A 16,279-nucleotide genomic window follows, 5' to 3' on the forward strand; every position below is an offset into this window, starting at 1 on the left:
TCAGGCCACCCGGTTGCCGGCCAACCACACGGAAAGTGCCAGCGGCCAACGGCCCGGCTGCCAACGCACCTGCACAAGATCGGCACGCAGGCCCGGCGCAATTCGCCCGCGGTCTGTCAGGCCGGTAGCGCGCGCCGGATTGTCAGTTACTGTTGCGATCGCATCGGGCAACGAAAAGCCTTGGTCTGGTTCGACCAACAAGAATGCCGCCCGGATCATGGAAAGCGGAATATAGTCTGAAGCCAGAATGTCGAGCAGGCCGGCCTGCGCGGCAGCCTTGGCGGATAGATTGCCGGAATGGGAACCGCCACGCACCAGATTGGGTGCCCCCATGGCGATCGTCATACCGGCGTGGCGGGCAGCCTGAGCGGCCACTTGGGTCACAGGAAACTCGGCCATGGTGCAGCCAAGTGACACTGCTTCGGCAATATGTTCAAGCGTGGCGTCGTCATGACCGGCTAGGGCAACGCCCTGCGCATGACAGATGTCGGCTAAGTGGCGTCGATTACGGCGGCACAGATCGGCTATTTCGGTGTCATCCACCGTCTGATCAGACGGCGATTTCAGGTGCAATTGGCGCTGGCCGGGGCGGTGATCCATCAGCGACAACAGCCGCAGCCGAGGATGATCGAGGTAAGGCGCGGCAATATCCAGGATCGCTGACTTGGTCACCTCGAAACGCAAATGCAGGCCATGGTCGATTCGTAGCAGGCCGTCGCGCGTGCACTGGTCAATCGCAGCAACCAACTTGGGAAAAGCGGCAGCTCGGTCGAGCCCGTTGCGTTCACCATGCAGGGCGAGGGAATCGAGCACAGTGGTAATGCCGGCGGCTGCACACTGCCCATCGTGCGCTATTACCGCGCCCAGATCATCCCAATTGGCACCGGGACGCGGCTGATAATGTTTTTCCAGATTGTCGGTATGGATGTCCACTAGTCCGGGGATCAGCAGGTCATCTCCCAGATCGACAGCCGTCCCTGACGGATCTGCGGTCTCCACGACCTCAGCGATGAAACCGCCGCGAACAACAACTTCACCGCTGATACAGCAATCAGCAAGGACGATCCGACGACTGAACAGAACCTGCTGGTGCATCGTGGTCGCGGCGACGATTGCGGTCATCATGCGGCCGCGCGGTGACGCGCTACGTCAAACAAGCGGGTGGCCACCTGTTCGCGCACAATTTCGTCGTGGAAGATCCCAACCATCGCGGTGCCGCGCGCGCGGGCCTCGTTCATCAACGCCACGACCGTGCCCCGGTTGGCCGCATCAAGGGACGCCGTGGGTTCATCGAGGAGCAGCACGGGATATTCGCGCACCATCACGCGGGCGATGTTCACCCGCTGCTGCTCGCCGCCGGAAAATGTCGCCGGCGGCAGCTGCCAAAGCGTGGACGGCAGGTTCAGTTTGGTAAGAATGGTTTCGGCACGTTCCCTGGCTTCGGCTGCGTCCACGCCATTTTCCAGCAAGGGCTCCATGACCAGAGCCAAGGTCGGGATGCGCGGGATCACGCGCAGGAACTGGCTGACATAGCCCATCGTGCGCCGCCTTACGTCGAGCACAAGATGCGGTGGGGCGCGTGTGATGTCCACGAACTGGCTGTCGTGGCTGATCTCGACGCTGCCCGCGCACGGCAAATAATTGGCATAGATCGAACGCAACAATGTGGATTTTCCCATGCCCGAAGCGCCGGCAAGCACGACACACTCGCCGCTGCGAACTTCCAGCGAGACATCGGCGAACACCGGAACCACGGCAGCGCCCTGGTTGTGAAGCGTGAAGCTTTTGCCAAGACCGGTGATGCGGATGGCGGGCTGATCGTTCTGGTGCATCGTTTGCCCCTTCAAATCTGCAGAACGGAAGACACCAGCAACTGGGTGTAACCATGCTGGGGATCATCGAGCACCTGATCGGTCAGGCCATGTTCCACGACGTCGCCCGATTTCATCACCAGCAGCCTGTCGGCCAGCAGCCGCGCCACGCCGATGTCATGGGTTACAATGATCGCTGCTAGGCCCATGTCGCGCACCAGCGCGCGCATTAGATCAAGCAGGCGGGCCTGCACCGACACATCCAGCCCGCCGGTGGGTTCATCCATGAACACCAAACTGGGACCATGTATCAGATTGCGGGCGATCTGCAGCCGCTGCTGCATGCCCCCCGAAAAGGTGCGTGGCTTGTTGTCGATGCGGGCGGTGTCGAGTTCCACCCGTGCGAACCAATCCAGCGAAAGCGCCCGCATTTGGCCATAATGGCGGGTGCCATTCATCATCATTGGCTCAGCAACATTGGCACCGCCCGACACCCGCATGCGCAGACCATCCCGCGGATTCTGGTGGACGTAGCCCCACTCTTCCCGGCTGATTCTGCGGCGATCCTGCTCCGAAAGTGCAAAGATATCGGTCAACCCGTGACGGCGGCTGGCAAAAAGCACCTCCCCGCTGGTGGGTGCCAACTGGCCCGAAAGGCAACGCAGCAGCGTGGTCTTGCCCGACCCGCTTTCACCGACAATGCCGAGAATCTCACCACGGCGAAGTTCGAACGATACATTGCGGCACGCGGCAAGCGGACCGAAGTAGTGATGCAGACTTTTTACGGACAGCAGCGGCCCGTCCGATTGAACCTGTGTCATGACGGTCATGCCTCGATCCCCACAGCGGCGGCGTCATCATCTGTGTTGTCGTCGCCGGTTGCCAGGCCGTCCAGCGCGTGGCCAGCCATCGGTCCGGCATGGCCGGCGACGCGGCGATCGCCGCAATATGCGCTGTCGGAACAAACGAACATGCGGTTGCCCGCATCATCCAGAATGACCTCGTCCTTGTAGCTTTCACCGCAGCCGCACAGCCCGCAGACCTCATCCCAGCTCTGCACTTCGAAAGGATAATCTTCGAAATCCAGGCTGCGCACATCGGTGTGAGGCGGCACCGCATAAACCCGCTTTTCGCGCCCAGCACCAAACAGGTGCAGTGCCTCGCTCTGATGCAGTTTTGGATTGTCGAACTTTGGGATTGGCGACGGCGACATCAAGTAGCGTTCGTCTACCAGCACCGGGTAGCCTGCCCCGCCGGCAATGCGACCAAAAGCTGCCACGCTTTCATAGAGTGAAAGATACTGCAGGCCATATTCCTCATAGGCATGCATGGCCCGTGTTTCAGTTTCGCGCGGTTCAAGGCCGCGCAGCGGTTCGGGCTGAGGCACCTGGTAGACCATGATCTGGCCCGGTCCCAGCGGCGCCTCAGGGATGCGGTGCCGGGTCTGTATGATGCTGGCGTCCTGCGTGCGTTCGGTGGTGGCTACATCGGCAACCCGCGCAAAGAAGCGGCGGATGGAAACGGCATTGGTGGTGTCGTCGGCACCCTGGTCGATGCATTTGTACACATCGTCGGGCCCGATGATCGCGGCCGTCAACTGGATGCCGCCCGTGCCCCAGCCATAAGGCACCGGCATCTCGCGCGAACCAAATGGCACCTGATAGCCGGGGATGGCGATGGCTTTGAGAATGGCGCGGCGCACCATCCGCTTGGTCTGCTCATCAAGATAGGCATAGTTATAGGCGCGCCGGTTGCTCTGATTTGCAATGGTCATTCTGCTGCCTCCGAAAGGCCATCGCCCGGCGCGCGCGCAGCCTGCCATTCCCGGCGCAGGCGCCGGATGAACTGAAGCTCGGCCTGGAAGTCCACATAATGTGGCAGCTTGAGATGCTGCACGAAGCCCGACGCTTCGACATTGTCGCTGTGATACAGGACAAATTCCTCGTCTTGTACGGCGTGAGCGGGCGCTTCGCCCACTTCGGCATGACGCAATGCGCGGTCAACGATCGCCATGCTCATGGCCTTGCGTTCATTGTGGCCAAACACCAGTCCATAACCGAACGTGAATTGCGGCGGGCGTTCTGCCGAACCCTCGAAATTCGAGATCATCTGGCATTCGGTGACAGTGATTTCGCCCACTTCGATGGGAAATCCCAACTCTTCGGGCTGAAATTCCACCACGACGTTGCCCATGCGGATTTCGCCGCACAAGGGGTGGGTGTTGCCCCACCCGCGCTGCGACGCATAAGCGAGGCTTAGCAGAAAGCCCTCGTCACCGCGGGCCAGCGCCTGAAGCCGCTGGTCACGCCCGGCCGGGAACGCCATGGGCTCGCGAGTCAGGTCATAGGGTTCGCTTCCGTCCGCTGGATCGGCTTCCGGTGTTTCCAGCAGCGCTTCGTGCGCAAACACGGAAGCGATCGTGGGCATCTGGTCAGCCAGCGGCTTGCTGGCGAGGGTGGCCTTGGTGTCGGGACCGGTGTCGGCCAGATCGAAGTTGATCAGCCGGTGGGTATAATCAAAGGTCGGGCCGAGAATCTGGCCGCCAGGAATATCCTTGAAGGCAGCCGAAACCCGCCGCTGGACAGCCATGTCCTTGGTGCTGACGGCTTGCGACATGCCAAATCGCGGCAAGGTCGTGCGGTAGGCGCGCAGCAGGAAGATCGCTTCGGTCACATCGCCGCGCGCCTGCTTCAGCGCCAGGGCGGCCAGTTCGGGATCGTAACAGCTGCCTTCGGCCATGACCCGGTCAACCGCCAGCGACAGTTGTTCGCGGATCTGGGCAACTTCGATCTCGGCCACACCAGGATCGCCGCGGCGCTTTTCGTCGAGCCAGCGATGGGCGTTGTCGATCGCCCGCTCACCGCCTTTTACGGAGACATAGGCCATGGTTCATTTCCCTTTGGCTGAAGACGGTGAAATCCGCGTTGATCGCGGCAAACCGACGATCTGAGTGCCACAAGTCAACACGAGATCGACACCGAGCTGGAACCGGGCACGATCCTGCGCCACCGCGCCCCAGAACGCCGCAGACAGGCCCGCCGGCGCAATGGACAACGGTTCGGCAATACCGGGCCCGGTCAAATCGATTGCCGCTCCGCCCACGAGGGCCGGACAGACGATCAGCAGTGTCGTCGACCTTTCCGGGTATTTGGCATCGCCGGCGTTGAAATGATCAATCTGCGGCACGTTGTGCGGCCCAGCCAGAGCAAAGGCGGCGGCAGCAGGATCAGTGGTGACGGGGCAACCGCAATGGAACCGGACCCAGTTTGCCAGACGGCGGCCGTCAGCGTCATCCGGGAACCAAACTGGCGTTTCAAAATCCAGCAGCGCCAGCGCAATTGCTCCGGCCGCTTCAAAACCAGGCACGGGCGGTGAGACCAGTACATCTAGATCCGTTACGCGTCCGGGCTTGGCCATGGAATCCATCAGGCGGCGAAAGGTTCGCTGCGCATCAAGCGCCAGATCGGCAAAACCCGGCGCCATATCGGTAAGCGCTTGCGCAGCAATCATTTCGGCCCCCGGTTGCGTACCATCGTGAAGAACTCCACCTTGGTCGCTGCCGCCTTGCGCGCCTCCAGCGCTTCGCGGGCGGCCTGTTGTTCGGCCAGCGGCACCAGAATGTGTTGTTCAAGAACATCGCGCCACGCCGGATCCTGGACCATGGCATCGGCAAGCGCCGCCAATTCGGCGTGGTCGTGATCCCGGCCAATCACATAGCCGACCCCAACAGTGCCATTGGCGATCTGCATGGTCGCGCGGGCGACAGGCATTTCGCCCAGGTTGAAACGGGCACCATCACCACCGATACGTCCACGCACCATGATCAACCCGGTTTCGCTGGGCCGCAGCCGCTGGGTAGCCGGCAAATCGGGCAACGATTCGAACAATGCGCGCACCGTCTCCTGAGGATTACGGGCCACAAGCGCATGAGCCCGCTGCCGCGCCTCAACAACCTCCTGCCCTTGTTGCATTTCGCTCTCAGCCATAACGAATATATCCCAAGGAACACCAAAACCTTTTATAGAAAAGTAAAGAGTCAGCTCAATACAAATCAACGTTGCAGAAATATGACTAATTTAAAACTTGTTGCCGCTTAAATGTTACTGTCATGATTCCTTATTATTCCGGGCTCTGGAGGGCGAGCGGGGATGTGGGACACGATAGCGACCGATCTAGAGCGGGCCATCGCTGAGCGCCGGCTGGCACCAGGCGACAAACTGCCGAGTGAACAGCAGCTTGTCCGAAAATATTACGTCAACCGGCACATGGTGAGGCGGGCACTGTCCCGGCTTGTGCAAAAGGGCTTGATCATCAGCCACCAGGGCCGCGGCAGCTATGTTTCCCGATCAACGTTTCAGATGCCGATCACCCAGAGGACCCGTTTCAGCCAGTCGGTGCGAGCGGCCGGTGCAGTTCATTCGAGCCAAACACTGCGTTTGGAAGTGATCCCCGGGCCGGCCGACGTCGCCCGGGAACTCGAGGTAAAGGCAGGCACGGCAATGCTGCGCCTTCAGCGGCTTTCTGTAGTGGATGGGCAGGCAACCGGGATCAGCGACCATTACTTCGTTGCCGTCCGTGTGCCGGGCTTTGCCGAGGTCTACGAACAGTGCGGCTCGATCACGGCAACGCTCATTACAATTGGCATTCATGACTATGTGCGGCTGCGCACCCGGATCCATGCCCGGTTGCCGACACCAGGCGAAGCCCAACTGCTGGGCATGCCGCAGCATGTCCCATTGATCATTACCCGCGCTACCAATGTGGACCTGGATGGCGCCATCCTCGAATACGGCGAAGCGCGTCTGGCAGCTGACCGCGTTGAACTGGTCATGCAGTCGCCCCCCACACCCGAACCCAACGGAGCTTCAGGTTCATGAGTATGCAGATGATCACCAATGCGCGTATCGTTACAGCGGAAGCCGTCGTCCATGGCTCGGTCATCATCGAAAACGGCATCATTCAAGAAATAAAAGAAGGTGATTTTTCAAGTGTAGGCCTTGATGTTGATGGTGACTTTGTAACGCCTGGTATTGTCGATATGCATACCGACAATCTGGAGCGCCATTTCTTTCCGCGCCCGAATATTGACTGGGATCCGGTGTCCGCCGCCATCGCTCACGATGGCGTCTGCATCGCCAGCGGCGTCACCACCGTGTTCGACAGCTTTTCCCTGGGGTCGTGGAACAAGAGTGAAGCGCGCGGGTTGACCAATCTGCGCCGACTGTTGGGCGGCGTGGACACGGCACGGGCGTCTGGCGCGCTGCGTGCCGACCATTTCGTGCATTGGCGCTGCGAGCTGCCCGCCCCGCATCTGCCGGAGTTGGTCGACGAATTCATGGCTCATCCGATGACCCGGTTGGCCTCGCTGATGGATCACACGCCCGGCCAGCGCCAATATCGCGATCTCGAATTTTTCCTGAATCGCAATTGGCGCAGCGAACTAGACGAAGGTGAAGTGGCCGAGCGATTGGCCCAGCGGCGCGAGAACCAGGCGGCTTATGCTGACGCCCACCGGGGCCATGTTGGGGCCTCGGCCGCGAGCCACGGCATCGTGCTCGCCAGCCACGACGACGAGACAGCCGAGCATGTGGCGGCCGCACAAGACGCCGGTGCGGTGATCGCCGAGTTTCCGGTGACGCACGAAGCGGCAGCCGAAGCGCGCCGCCGGGGCATGATCAACATCATGGGCGGGCCTAATCTGGTGCGCGGTGGCTCCTATTCGGGCAATGTCGGCGCGGCCGAATTGGCCGAGGAAGGCCTGCTTGATGGCTTTGCATCCGATTATGTGCCGCGCAGCCTGATCGAATGTGCGTTTCGCCTGGCCGAACCGCCGCATGGCTGGTCGCTGCCCGCCGCAGTGGCAACCGTTTCCAAGGTGCCGGCCCATGCGTTGGGGCTGGTGGACCGCGGCGAGATTGCACCGGGCCAACGTGCCGATCTGCTACGGGTCAGCCTGCACGGCCACCTGCCCGTCGTGCGCGGGGTGTGGATCGCCGGCACCCGGCAGGCCTGAGGATGGCCGTGCTGCGCGCGGTGTCGTTCAACCTTTGGAAGAACGACGGCCGCTTTGCTGATCGCATGCGGCGCATCCTGTCCGGACTGGTGGCCTTGAATGCCGACATCATTGCCCTGCAGGAGTGTTTTTTTGCGCCGGCAGCAGACATCGATGTTGCAAGTCAGATTGCTCATCGCTGCAACCTCCAGTTGGCGAGGGCTGCACAGCGTGGGAAGCCGCGATTGCACGGTACCGGACTGCTCGACAGCCGCTCTGATCTTGCCCTGTTGACCAAAGAGCATCACTCCGTTGCTACGTGCATTGCCCTGCCCGAAGACCCTAGGGACGGTGAGCGTCGCCTGCTGATCGCCAACCTAATCTGGGAAGGCCGGCCACTGCGCATTGGCTGCACCCACTTCACGCACCTTGCCGACGGTCAGTCCTTGCGCCGCGCGCAAGCTGATGCGGCCGTGACCGCGCTGCTGTCCGATCCCGGCTGCACCACGCTGTTTATGGGTGATCTCAATGGGACGGCCGCCGCCCCGGAACTGGCCGGCCTGTTTCAACATCCACGGTTGCACCCAGAATGTGTTGCAGAGGCACAAACGGCTGCAAGCGGCGGCCGGGTTGGCGGCGCCATCGATCATGTGCTGTTGTTCCCGGCGCTGGGCGAATGCTGGCGTTATGATCGCCAGATCATGCTGCCGCCCGACCCGGAAGACTTGCCAGGAGGCCCGAGCGATCATCCTGCCATCCTTTGCAACCTGGAACGACTGTCATGAGCGGCACTGCAGGCATTTCACATGTGCCACGGCGCACCACCACCTTGAGCTGGCAACAAACGCTGGCGGCCTTTGCCCGTTACTGGTTGACCGAGCGTGGCCGGATCGCGGCCATCATCGCACTGCTGCTGCTGGTGGTTGCTGCCGAAACGGCGACACCGCTGGCACTTGGCCAGTTGGCCGGTGCGGTGGCCCAGATTGGGCCGGGGGTTGCCACGGCGATGATTTTGCAGTCGCTGCTCGCCGTGGCCAGCGCCATGGCGGCGGCCATCCTGCTGCGCCAATGGCTGGACCGACTGTGGAACGGCCTGACCACCCGCGCCATGCAGAGTTTGCAGCTGGATCTGTTCGCGCGGGTGCAGCGGCTGCCTGCGGACTGGCACGCCAACAGCTTTGCCGGCGCCACCGTGCATCGCATTTCCCGGGCGCGCTGGGCGCTGGACATGCTGAGCAACATCATCGTGTTGCGATTGTTTCAGCCGGTGCTGACCCTGCTGATCGTCGGGGCCATCCTGTGCTGGCGTTACCCGCTTGCCGGTTTGACGTTCACCGCTGGCGCCACCGTCTATTTCTTAGCCAGCTGGATGCTGGCCACGCGGTGGGTGCGCCCGATAAGCGTTTCCGCCGCCACGCGCGACAGCCAACTGACCGGGGCGTTAGCCGACGCCGTTGCCGGCAACAGCACAGTCAAGGCCTTCGGTGCCGAACCGCGTGAGGATGAACGCCTGCGCGGCATTTCGGACCATTGGGCGCAGGTTGCCGTGGTCTCCTTCGACCGTGCGACCGATACAAACGCGGTCCAGCAATTGCTGTGGATGGCAACTCAACTGGGCGTGCTGGCGCTGGTGGCATTGCAAGCGATGCAGGGGCAGGCCGGCGTGGCCGACATCGCATTTGTCATGTCGGCCATTGCGCTGCTGTCGGGCAGCTTGCGCAATCTGGGGCAGGATATCCGCACCACCCAGCGCGCCTATGCCGAGCTTGAAGATGCAGCTGAGTTCCTGATCGCCAACCACCGGGCCGAACATGCCCAGCGGCGCCTGCCGGCTGGCGCAGTCGCCGGACGGATAGAGTTTGACCACGTCAGCTTCAGCTATCCATCGGGCCGACAAGTTTTCGATTGTCTCAGCTTTGTGGTGCCAGCCGGATCACATGTTGCCCTCGTGGGCCCATCGGGTTCCGGCAAATCGACAGTGACCAAGTTGGTTCAGCGGCTGTACGAGATCGATTCCGGTTGCATTAGCATTGATGGTCACGACATTTCCGATTTGGCGATCGCAGAACTGCGATCGATGATTGCCATCGTGCCGCAAGATCCCATTCTGTTTCACCGCAGTCTGGCCGACAATATCCGTTACGGACGGCCTGATGCCACCAACGCACAGGTGCACGACGCCGCGCGGCGCGCCCGCGCGGATCTGTTCATCGAGATACTGCCGAACGGCTATGACACGGTTGTTGGTGAACGCGGCGCCAAGCTTTCGGGCGGGGAACGCCAGCGCGTCGCCATCGCCCGGGCTTTGCTTGCTGATCGGCCAATCCTGCTGCTCGACGAAGCGACATCCAGCCTTGATAACGAAACTGAGGTGCTGGTGCAGCAGGCACTGGCTGAATTGGTGACCGGCCGCACCACCATCACAATCGCACATCGTCTGTCCACGATCCGCGATGCTGATCTTATCCTGGTGTTTGGCGAAGGTGGCATTGTCGAAACGGGAACCCACAGCAGCCTCATCAGCCAATCCGCCGGCCAGTATCGCCGTCTTGTCGAATTGGGGATGGAAACACAGTTGGCCGTTTAGAGCCTTTCCAAACGGCCCGCAGGCTGCCGCGCTTACGCCGCATGTGGAAGCCGATGGGCGGAAGTCTCTGCGCCGATCGGGCTACATAATTCGCTGAGCGGTTAGTAATAACTGCAATCTGGTATGAAAACAGACAACGCAAATTAATAAAAATATTAATAAATCAACCATAAAGATACTATCGATAAAATTCTGTCCGGCGCATTATTTAATAAATCAAGTAGATTTATTTTTTCTTAAAACGTACTGAATTCGTACCGAAAATAGGGGAGTGTAAAACACGTTCCTGCAAGCGCTAATGAATACCTATGCCGCTGCACCTCGGCAATAAGTCAGAGAGGCTAGACTGCGCTGTCGGCGCTTTTAAAACTCACTTCTGCATGTGGGAAGTTCACAAGGATCGGCACGCCGGTCGTTCGTTCTTCGCCCAAAATCCTGAAAACTTGCCCATCGCTTTTCAAATAATGGCGGCATCGCGCATCAGCTCGGCTTCCAGCATATTCTTGCTGGTAAACCCCGTCGCGGCTTGCCGCTGGCCACTGTTCGGCCAAAATGTCCGCTTCATGCTCATCAAGGCGTGGTAGAGCGCATCGTCAAGCGGTGTGCATTGCAACCCGCCGCCCGGGGAGAGCATCGCATGCAAAGTACATCCATGATCGGTGTGGCCGCGGGAGTGCTGGCGATGTCTTCAGCGGTGGCATGGCCATACCCGGTAATGGCGATGGACCCGCCGGGTTATACTGCGCCATTTGTGGACTCGTTGGAAACGCTGACCTTTCCGCTGCTAGCGATGATAAGGCGTGTGCCCGGTTGGGCGCCGGCCCTGCGCGCCGATCCCGCCTTGCAGGCACTGGCAGCGGCGCGGGCGCAGCGTGTGGCCGCGGCCTCTGCGTGCACCCCGCGGCCCGATTGTCTGGCAGAGGCCTGGGCGTGGACACCGGCAGACATTGCAACCGTCACCGCTGCACTGCGCACTGTGGCGGCGCGTCCGGGCATGGCCGACGTGCTGGTGCGGACCCATATGCGCGCCTCCGGCCGTTTTGCGCGTCACGCGGCCCTTGCTAATGCCGAACTGTTGGCAGCGGCGTGGGCCGATACCGCAGCTGGCCTCAATCATCTGGTCGCAGTGTATGGAGCTGGTGAGCCGCCGCGTTATCCGGCAATCGATGCCATTATCTTCGATGTGAAAAGGCCGGAATTTGCGGCTGTGCTGGATGCCCATGCCCGGGTGACCGAAGCCGCGGCGCGCCCCGATGATCTGGTGTTCGACCCGTCGCTGCGCTTTGGCATCGGGCTGCTTCGCCTGAATGAGCGCACCGACGCCGCCGCCTTTCGCCCTTTGCTGGCCGGCGAGAATACAGCGGCTTTGGCGCAGGTTCGGCGCACGCGCTGGAGCGACTATCGGTATCCCGCGCTTCTGGTGTTCGGCCATGGCCCCGAAGACGCTCAATCGCGCACCGGCGTGCTCGGCCATATCCGCATGGCGCGGGCCGCCGATCTGTTCGCCCGGCGCCTCGCTCCTTTCATAATCGTCAGCGGCGGCAATGTTCATCCTAATCGTACGCCGTTCAATGAAGCCATCGAGATGAAGCGGCTGTTGATCGCGCAATACGCTATTCCGGCCGACCGCATCCTGATCGAGCCTCATGCCCGCCACACTACCACCAATCTGCGCAACAGCGCGCGCCTGCTGCTTGCTGCCAGGTTCCCCACCAATCAGCCCTCGCTGATCGTCACCGACCCTTCGACGGCCCCATATATCGGCTGTAAGGTGCTGCAGGAGCGGACGCGGGCGGAGACTGGCGTGCTGCCGGGGGTGGTGGCGCCGGCATCCACGCCTTTCGCCTTTGAGTTCCGCCCCGACCGAGCAGCGTTTCATGTCGATCCCTCCGATCCGCTCGATCCCTGACCAAGATGAATACGCTATGGCCGACCTTTCCTGCCGCCTGTTTTCTGGACCGTTTCGAGCTGGAGAATTCCAGTTTAGGCTGGATGACGAACGGGACGTCACGTCAAGTTTGACGTGCACGCCAGGTTGATGCCGTTGAAAAGCATAGTGCTTTGCATTGATAGCTGATGGTTCGCATGCCGCTGTGGAGAGTGGGGTATGCCTGCGACCCCGATAGGCGGTGATATCAGTGGCTATCCATGGAACTAACTTCATTTGCGGGCAGTGATGACTGCAATCAGCTGCAGGGCCACAAGAGGAGATTTTATTAAAATATAAATAAATCAATTACATAGACGTTATCCGCTTCGTTCTGTCCGGCGCACCAACTCCCCCCTTCCAAACCGCAATCACCGGGCCAGCCAGCCCGGTTTTCTTGTGGTTGATCGCGTGGTGCCGCACCGGCGCACGGCACACATGCGCCGGCCCGTTGCGGATCGCGCAACTGACTGAACGTAAGCGGTTTATTGGGAAAATGGTGGACGCGGCAGGGATTGAACCTGCGACCCCTGCGATGTCAACACAGTGCTCTACCACTGAGCTACGCGTCCACGGGAAGGCGCCTGTTAGTGGCATCGGCCCAGCTTGGCAAGTGCCTTGGCACGTCCTGTGGGGGCACGCCGTGTCATTTGTCACCTTGGCAGCGGCCAGCCCGCGTGCTTGGAGCGTGCGGGATGATGTTTCGCGCCTCTGCCGCCGGCCAGTCGGCCATTTTCCCATGGGGGCGCCTGTCGGGCGATGCCGATGGGCGCTGGCCGCTGCTGCTCACCTCGCCGCACAGTGGCCGGCATTATCCGCCTGCGCTGCTGGCGGGGTCGCGCCTGTCGCTGGCGCAATTGCGGCGGGCGGAAGATGCGTTTGTTGATGCCCTGCTCGATGGCATTGCCGGGGTGCCAGTGCTGGCCGCCAGCCATGCCCGCAGCTGGCTCGATCTCAACCGGCGGCCCGATGAGCTGGATCCGGCGATGTTCGATGGGCCACTGGCCGTGCCGGTGGCCGCCACGGAGCGCGTGGCGGCTGGGCTGGGCGTGATCCCGCGCCTCGCTGGCCACGGGCTCGATATCTATGCCCGCGCGCTGCCGGCGGCCGAAGCCGTGGCGCGGCTGGCCAGCCTGCATGCGCCGTGGCACGAACAGGTGGGCAGCATCCTGGCCGCCGCCCGCGGCCAGCACGGCGCGGCGCTGCTGATCGATTGCCATTCGATGCCATCGCCCACCGGGGCACGGCCGCCGCAGATCGTGCTGGGCGATTGCCACGGCCGCAGCGCCGATCCCGCCATCATGCAGGCGATCGAGGATCATTTCCGCCGCGCCGGTTGGCGGGTGGCGCGCAACGCGCCTTATGCCGGCGGCCACACCACGCGGCACCATGGCCAGCCCGGCACCGGCATCCACGCCGTGCAGATCGAGATTGATCGAGCGCTTTACCTGGATGGCCACAAGCTGGTGCTGCACGCCGGCGCCACCAAGGTGCGCAGCGTGATGACCGCGCTGGTGCAGCGGCTGGTGGCAGATTGGCCGCAACTGGCTTGCCCGTCACCCTGGGCCGAGGCTGCCGAGTAGACACGAAAAGGCCGCGCTGGTGGGGGGCAACCAGCGCGGCCAGATCAGAACCTTCATCCAGGTTCGGAAGGTGGCAGGCCCAAGGAAAAATTGGGGCCACAGGCGATCACCGAAAGGGGGGAACGGTGCCGCAATACACCTGATTTGGGGTCATTCCGGCGGCTTTCAAGGGCCACCGGCGCGATTTTCTCCGCGCTTAGAAGGCAACGCGCAGCGAGACTCTGATATCGCGGCCGAACAGAGGCGCCACGTCTTTCAGGAAACTCGAATGACGGCGGGCTTCGACATCGAAGATGTTGTTGGCCTGCACCATCAGTGTGGACGCCGCTTCAGCACCGAACGGCTTCCACGACAGGCTGGCGTTGACGAGGCTGAAGGCGGCGGTGCGGGTTTCAAAGCTGGCCGTGCGATCCTGCGCCGTCACATGCTCGATCTCCAGCCGGCCGCCGACCACGCCGCCCGTGGCTTCAATGCCACCGATCATGCGCAGCGGCGGGATGCGCGGCACGGCGCCGCCGCCCGAAAGGATGGTGGCGCGCGTGTAATCGAGCAGGCCGGTGACTTCGACACGGGTGGCGCCCAGCTGCGCCACCTTCACGCCGGCTTCCACTTCCACGCCCCAGAAGCTCGCATCGGACTGGGCATATTCAAACACCGGCAGTTCGTCTTCCTCAAGGCCATTGGGATTGAGGAAGATATAATTGTCGAAGCGGTTGACGAAGGCGGACAGTTCCAGCCGCCAGCCGTCACCGCGGCCGCGCAGCACAGCTTCGGCACCCAATTGGCGTTCGGTGCTGAAATCCGGATTGCCGATTTCAACGGCACGGGTGGCGGCGTGGGCACCATTGGCGAACAGCTCTTCCGCCGACGGCGCGCGTTCGGTGCGCGCCCCGCTCAACGCCAGGCGGAAGCCGCTGCCCAGATCAACGGAGCCGCCAACCGAGAACGACACCGAATTGAACGTGCGTTCGCGGCCCACCTGCGCCGATTTCACATTGGCATGTTCATAGCGCGCGCCGCCTTCCAGCCGCACGGCGCCCAGATCGAATTCCTGCAGGGTGAACAGGCCGAACTGCAGGGTTTCGTTGGCCGGGATATAGGCTTCCTCGCCCACGGCGCGGAAATTGCGGCTGAAATACTGCACGCCGCTGGCGCCCTGCCAGCCATCCTTTTCAGCCTGCACCAGCTCAAGCCGGGCTTCCCAGCTCTTGTTGAAGAAGCTGGTGCCGACGGCGCCATCGGGTTCGATTTCGTCGTGCCGGTAATTCGCCCAGCCGCCGCGCACGCGCACTTCCTTGAAAGCGCCTGACAAGGGCAGCGCGCCGCGCACGTCAACGCGGGTCTGGCGCATGTTGAGGGTGATGTCCTCGTGGGCATGTGCCTCCTCGCCCTCATGCGCTTCACCCTCGTGGCCTTCGCCTTCATGCTCGTCATGGCCGATCTCGAGGCTGTTGGGGATGCCGTAGCGATTCTGGAGGTGGCTCACCGCGACGCCGAAATTGGCGCCGTTCTCGCCGATCCAGGCGATACTGCCCGCCACATCCCAGGTGCGGGCGGCAGTGTTTTCAAGCCGGCCGCGCTTCTGCGCCTCTTCGGCCACTTCGCCGCCCTCTTCGGCTGCTTCGGCGCGCAGGCCTTCGGCGAAAACAAAGCCGCCGGTGCGATAATTGTCCGATTCGAAGAAGCTGCCGTCGACATGGGCGACGAAACCGCCGCCCAGTGGCAGGTTGAGCGCCGCCGCGATGTTGCGCTCGCGCGCGGCGGTGCCGACGCCGGCATTGGCATCGACATGCGGGCCATCGGGCACTTCACGCGGGATGCGCAGATCGCGCATGTTCACAACACCGCCGATGGCGCCCGAACCGAACAGCAGCGCCGCCGGGCCGCGCATGATCTCGATGCGATCGGCCAGCAGCGGATTGGCCGCAACGGCATGATCGACCGAGGTGTTGGAGACATCGAAGCTGCCGATGCCATCGGTGAGCACGCGCACGCGTTCAGCATCAAGGCCGCGCAAGATGGGCCGCGAGGCGTTGGGACCGAAGAAGGTGGAGGACACGCCGGGCTGGCGCGCCAGGGTTTCGCCGATGGTGGAGCGCAGCTGCAGTTGCAGCGCATCGCCCTGCAGCACGGTGACGGCGGTGGCCACCAGCTTGCGATCCCGGGCATAGGGCGCGCTGACGATGATTTCCGGGTCGCTGCTGCCGTGCTGTTCATCCTGCGGCGCAGCCTCTTCGGCCAGCACTGGAGCGGCAGACAGGAGCAGCAGGGCTGCAAGCGACAGACGCGACGACATCGGATCTCCTATGGCGGCTTGGGGACAGGCACCCCGATATGATGATACGATGTAACACGTCAAGAGATGGATGATGCACATGA

15 protein-coding genes and 1 tRNA gene are annotated in these 16,279 nt (G+C 62.2%); 6 read left to right on the forward strand and 10 right to left on the reverse strand.

Going from position 1 to position 16,279, the window contains the following annotated elements:
• The 7 genes from G566_RS0109175 to phnG are packed head-to-tail and all read right to left on the reverse strand — an operon-like array spanning position 1 to position 5,797.
• Entirely contained in the window at positions 1–1,125 is a 1,125-nt protein-coding gene (locus G566_RS0109175) for an alpha-D-ribose 1-methylphosphonate 5-triphosphate diphosphatase (RefSeq protein ID WP_207789920.1), read from the reverse strand.
• The gene (phnL, locus tag G566_RS0109180; protein ID WP_029131480.1) at positions 1,122–1,832 is read right to left on the reverse strand and encodes a phosphonate C-P lyase system protein PhnL; all 711 of its coding nucleotides are present in this window, start codon (positions 1,830–1,832) and stop codon (positions 1,122–1,124) included. Before phnL ends, G566_RS0109175 begins: the two co-directional genes overlap by 4 nt.
• Before the next feature lie 11 nt (positions 1,833–1,843).
• On the reverse strand, positions 1,844–2,641 hold the full coding sequence (gene phnK / locus G566_RS0109185; RefSeq protein ID WP_022680378.1) for a phosphonate C-P lyase system protein PhnK: 798 nt from the start codon (positions 2,639–2,641) through the stop codon (positions 1,844–1,846).
• The gene (locus tag G566_RS14035) at positions 2,638–3,585 is read right to left on the reverse strand and encodes an alpha-D-ribose 1-methylphosphonate 5-phosphate C-P-lyase PhnJ (protein ID WP_022680379.1); all 948 of its coding nucleotides are present in this window, start codon (positions 3,583–3,585) and stop codon (positions 2,638–2,640) included. The genes phnK and G566_RS14035 overlap by 4 nt, the downstream gene beginning before the upstream one ends.
• Positions 3,582–4,697, reverse strand: a complete 1,116-nt coding sequence (locus G566_RS0109195; RefSeq protein WP_022680380.1) for a carbon-phosphorus lyase complex subunit — start codon at positions 4,695–4,697, stop codon at positions 3,582–3,584. Before G566_RS0109195 ends, G566_RS14035 begins: the two co-directional genes overlap by 4 nt.
• Before the next feature lie 3 nt (positions 4,698–4,700).
• Entirely contained in the window at positions 4,701–5,321 is a 621-nt protein-coding gene (gene phnH, locus G566_RS0109200) for a phosphonate C-P lyase system protein PhnH (protein WP_022680381.1), read from the reverse strand.
• Positions 5,318–5,797 carry a phosphonate C-P lyase system protein PhnG gene (gene phnG / locus G566_RS0109205; protein WP_022680382.1) on the reverse strand — a complete coding sequence of 160 codons (480 nt, stop codon included), beginning with the start codon at positions 5,795–5,797 and terminating at the stop codon, positions 5,318–5,320. Before phnG ends, phnH begins: the two co-directional genes overlap by 4 nt.
• Positions 5,798–5,959: 162 nt before the next feature.
• On the opposite strand from phnG, the gene phnF reads away from it, so the two are divergent.
• The 4 genes from phnF to G566_RS14040 are packed head-to-tail and all read left to right on the forward strand — an operon-like array spanning position 5,960 to position 10,390.
• Positions 5,960–6,688, forward strand: a complete 729-nt coding sequence (gene phnF, locus G566_RS0109210) for a phosphonate metabolism transcriptional regulator PhnF (RefSeq protein WP_022680383.1) — start codon at positions 5,960–5,962, stop codon at positions 6,686–6,688.
• Between the two features lie 8 nt (positions 6,689–6,696).
• Positions 6,697–7,824: an alpha-D-ribose 1-methylphosphonate 5-triphosphate diphosphatase gene (locus G566_RS0109215; RefSeq protein ID WP_022680384.1), complete on the forward strand. Its 1,128-nt coding sequence runs from the start codon at positions 6,697–6,699 to the stop codon at positions 7,822–7,824.
• A gap of 2 nt (positions 7,825–7,826) precedes the next feature.
• Positions 7,827–8,588 carry an endonuclease/exonuclease/phosphatase family protein gene (locus G566_RS0109220; RefSeq protein ID WP_029131484.1) on the forward strand — a complete coding sequence of 254 codons (762 nt, stop codon included), beginning with the start codon at positions 7,827–7,829 and terminating at the stop codon, positions 8,586–8,588.
• On the forward strand, positions 8,585–10,390 hold the full coding sequence (locus G566_RS14040; RefSeq protein WP_022680386.1) for an ABC transporter ATP-binding protein: 1,806 nt from the start codon (positions 8,585–8,587) through the stop codon (positions 10,388–10,390). Before G566_RS0109220 ends, G566_RS14040 begins: the two co-directional genes overlap by 4 nt.
• Before the next feature lie 457 nt (positions 10,391–10,847).
• On the opposite strand, the gene G566_RS15405 is transcribed toward G566_RS14040, so the two are convergent.
• The gene (locus G566_RS15405; RefSeq protein WP_156874477.1) at positions 10,848–11,033 is read right to left on the reverse strand and encodes a hypothetical protein; all 186 of its coding nucleotides are present in this window, start codon (positions 11,031–11,033) and stop codon (positions 10,848–10,850) included.
• Here G566_RS15405 and G566_RS0109235 point away from each other — a divergent pair.
• Positions 11,028–12,299, forward strand: coding sequence for a YdcF family protein (locus tag G566_RS0109235; protein WP_029131485.1), 1,272 nt, complete (start codon positions 11,028–11,030; stop codon positions 12,297–12,299). The genes G566_RS15405 and G566_RS0109235 overlap by 6 nt on opposite strands.
• A gap of 515 nt (positions 12,300–12,814) precedes the next feature.
• Here the strand turns inward: G566_RS0109235 and G566_RS0109240 are convergent.
• Positions 12,815–12,889, reverse strand: a tRNA-Val gene (locus tag G566_RS0109240).
• A 123-nt stretch (positions 12,890–13,012) separates the two neighbouring features.
• On the opposite strand from G566_RS0109240, the gene G566_RS14045 reads away from it, so the two are divergent.
• Complete coding sequence (locus G566_RS14045) at positions 13,013–13,900, forward strand: N-formylglutamate amidohydrolase (RefSeq protein WP_022680389.1); 888 nt, start codon at positions 13,013–13,015, stop codon at positions 13,898–13,900.
• 196 nt (positions 13,901–14,096) lie between these two features.
• Here the strand turns inward: G566_RS14045 and G566_RS0109250 are convergent, their stop codons facing one another.
• Positions 14,097–16,196 (reverse strand): TonB-dependent receptor, encoded by a 2,100-nt coding sequence (locus tag G566_RS0109250; RefSeq protein WP_022680390.1) that lies wholly within the window; start codon positions 16,194–16,196, stop codon positions 14,097–14,099.
• Between the last annotated feature and the right edge of the window lie 83 nt (positions 16,197–16,279).

This window comes from Sandarakinorhabdus limnophila DSM 17366 (assembly GCF_000420765.1).
Classification (GTDB): Bacteria; Pseudomonadota; Alphaproteobacteria; order Sphingomonadales; family Sphingomonadaceae; genus Sandarakinorhabdus; species Sandarakinorhabdus limnophila.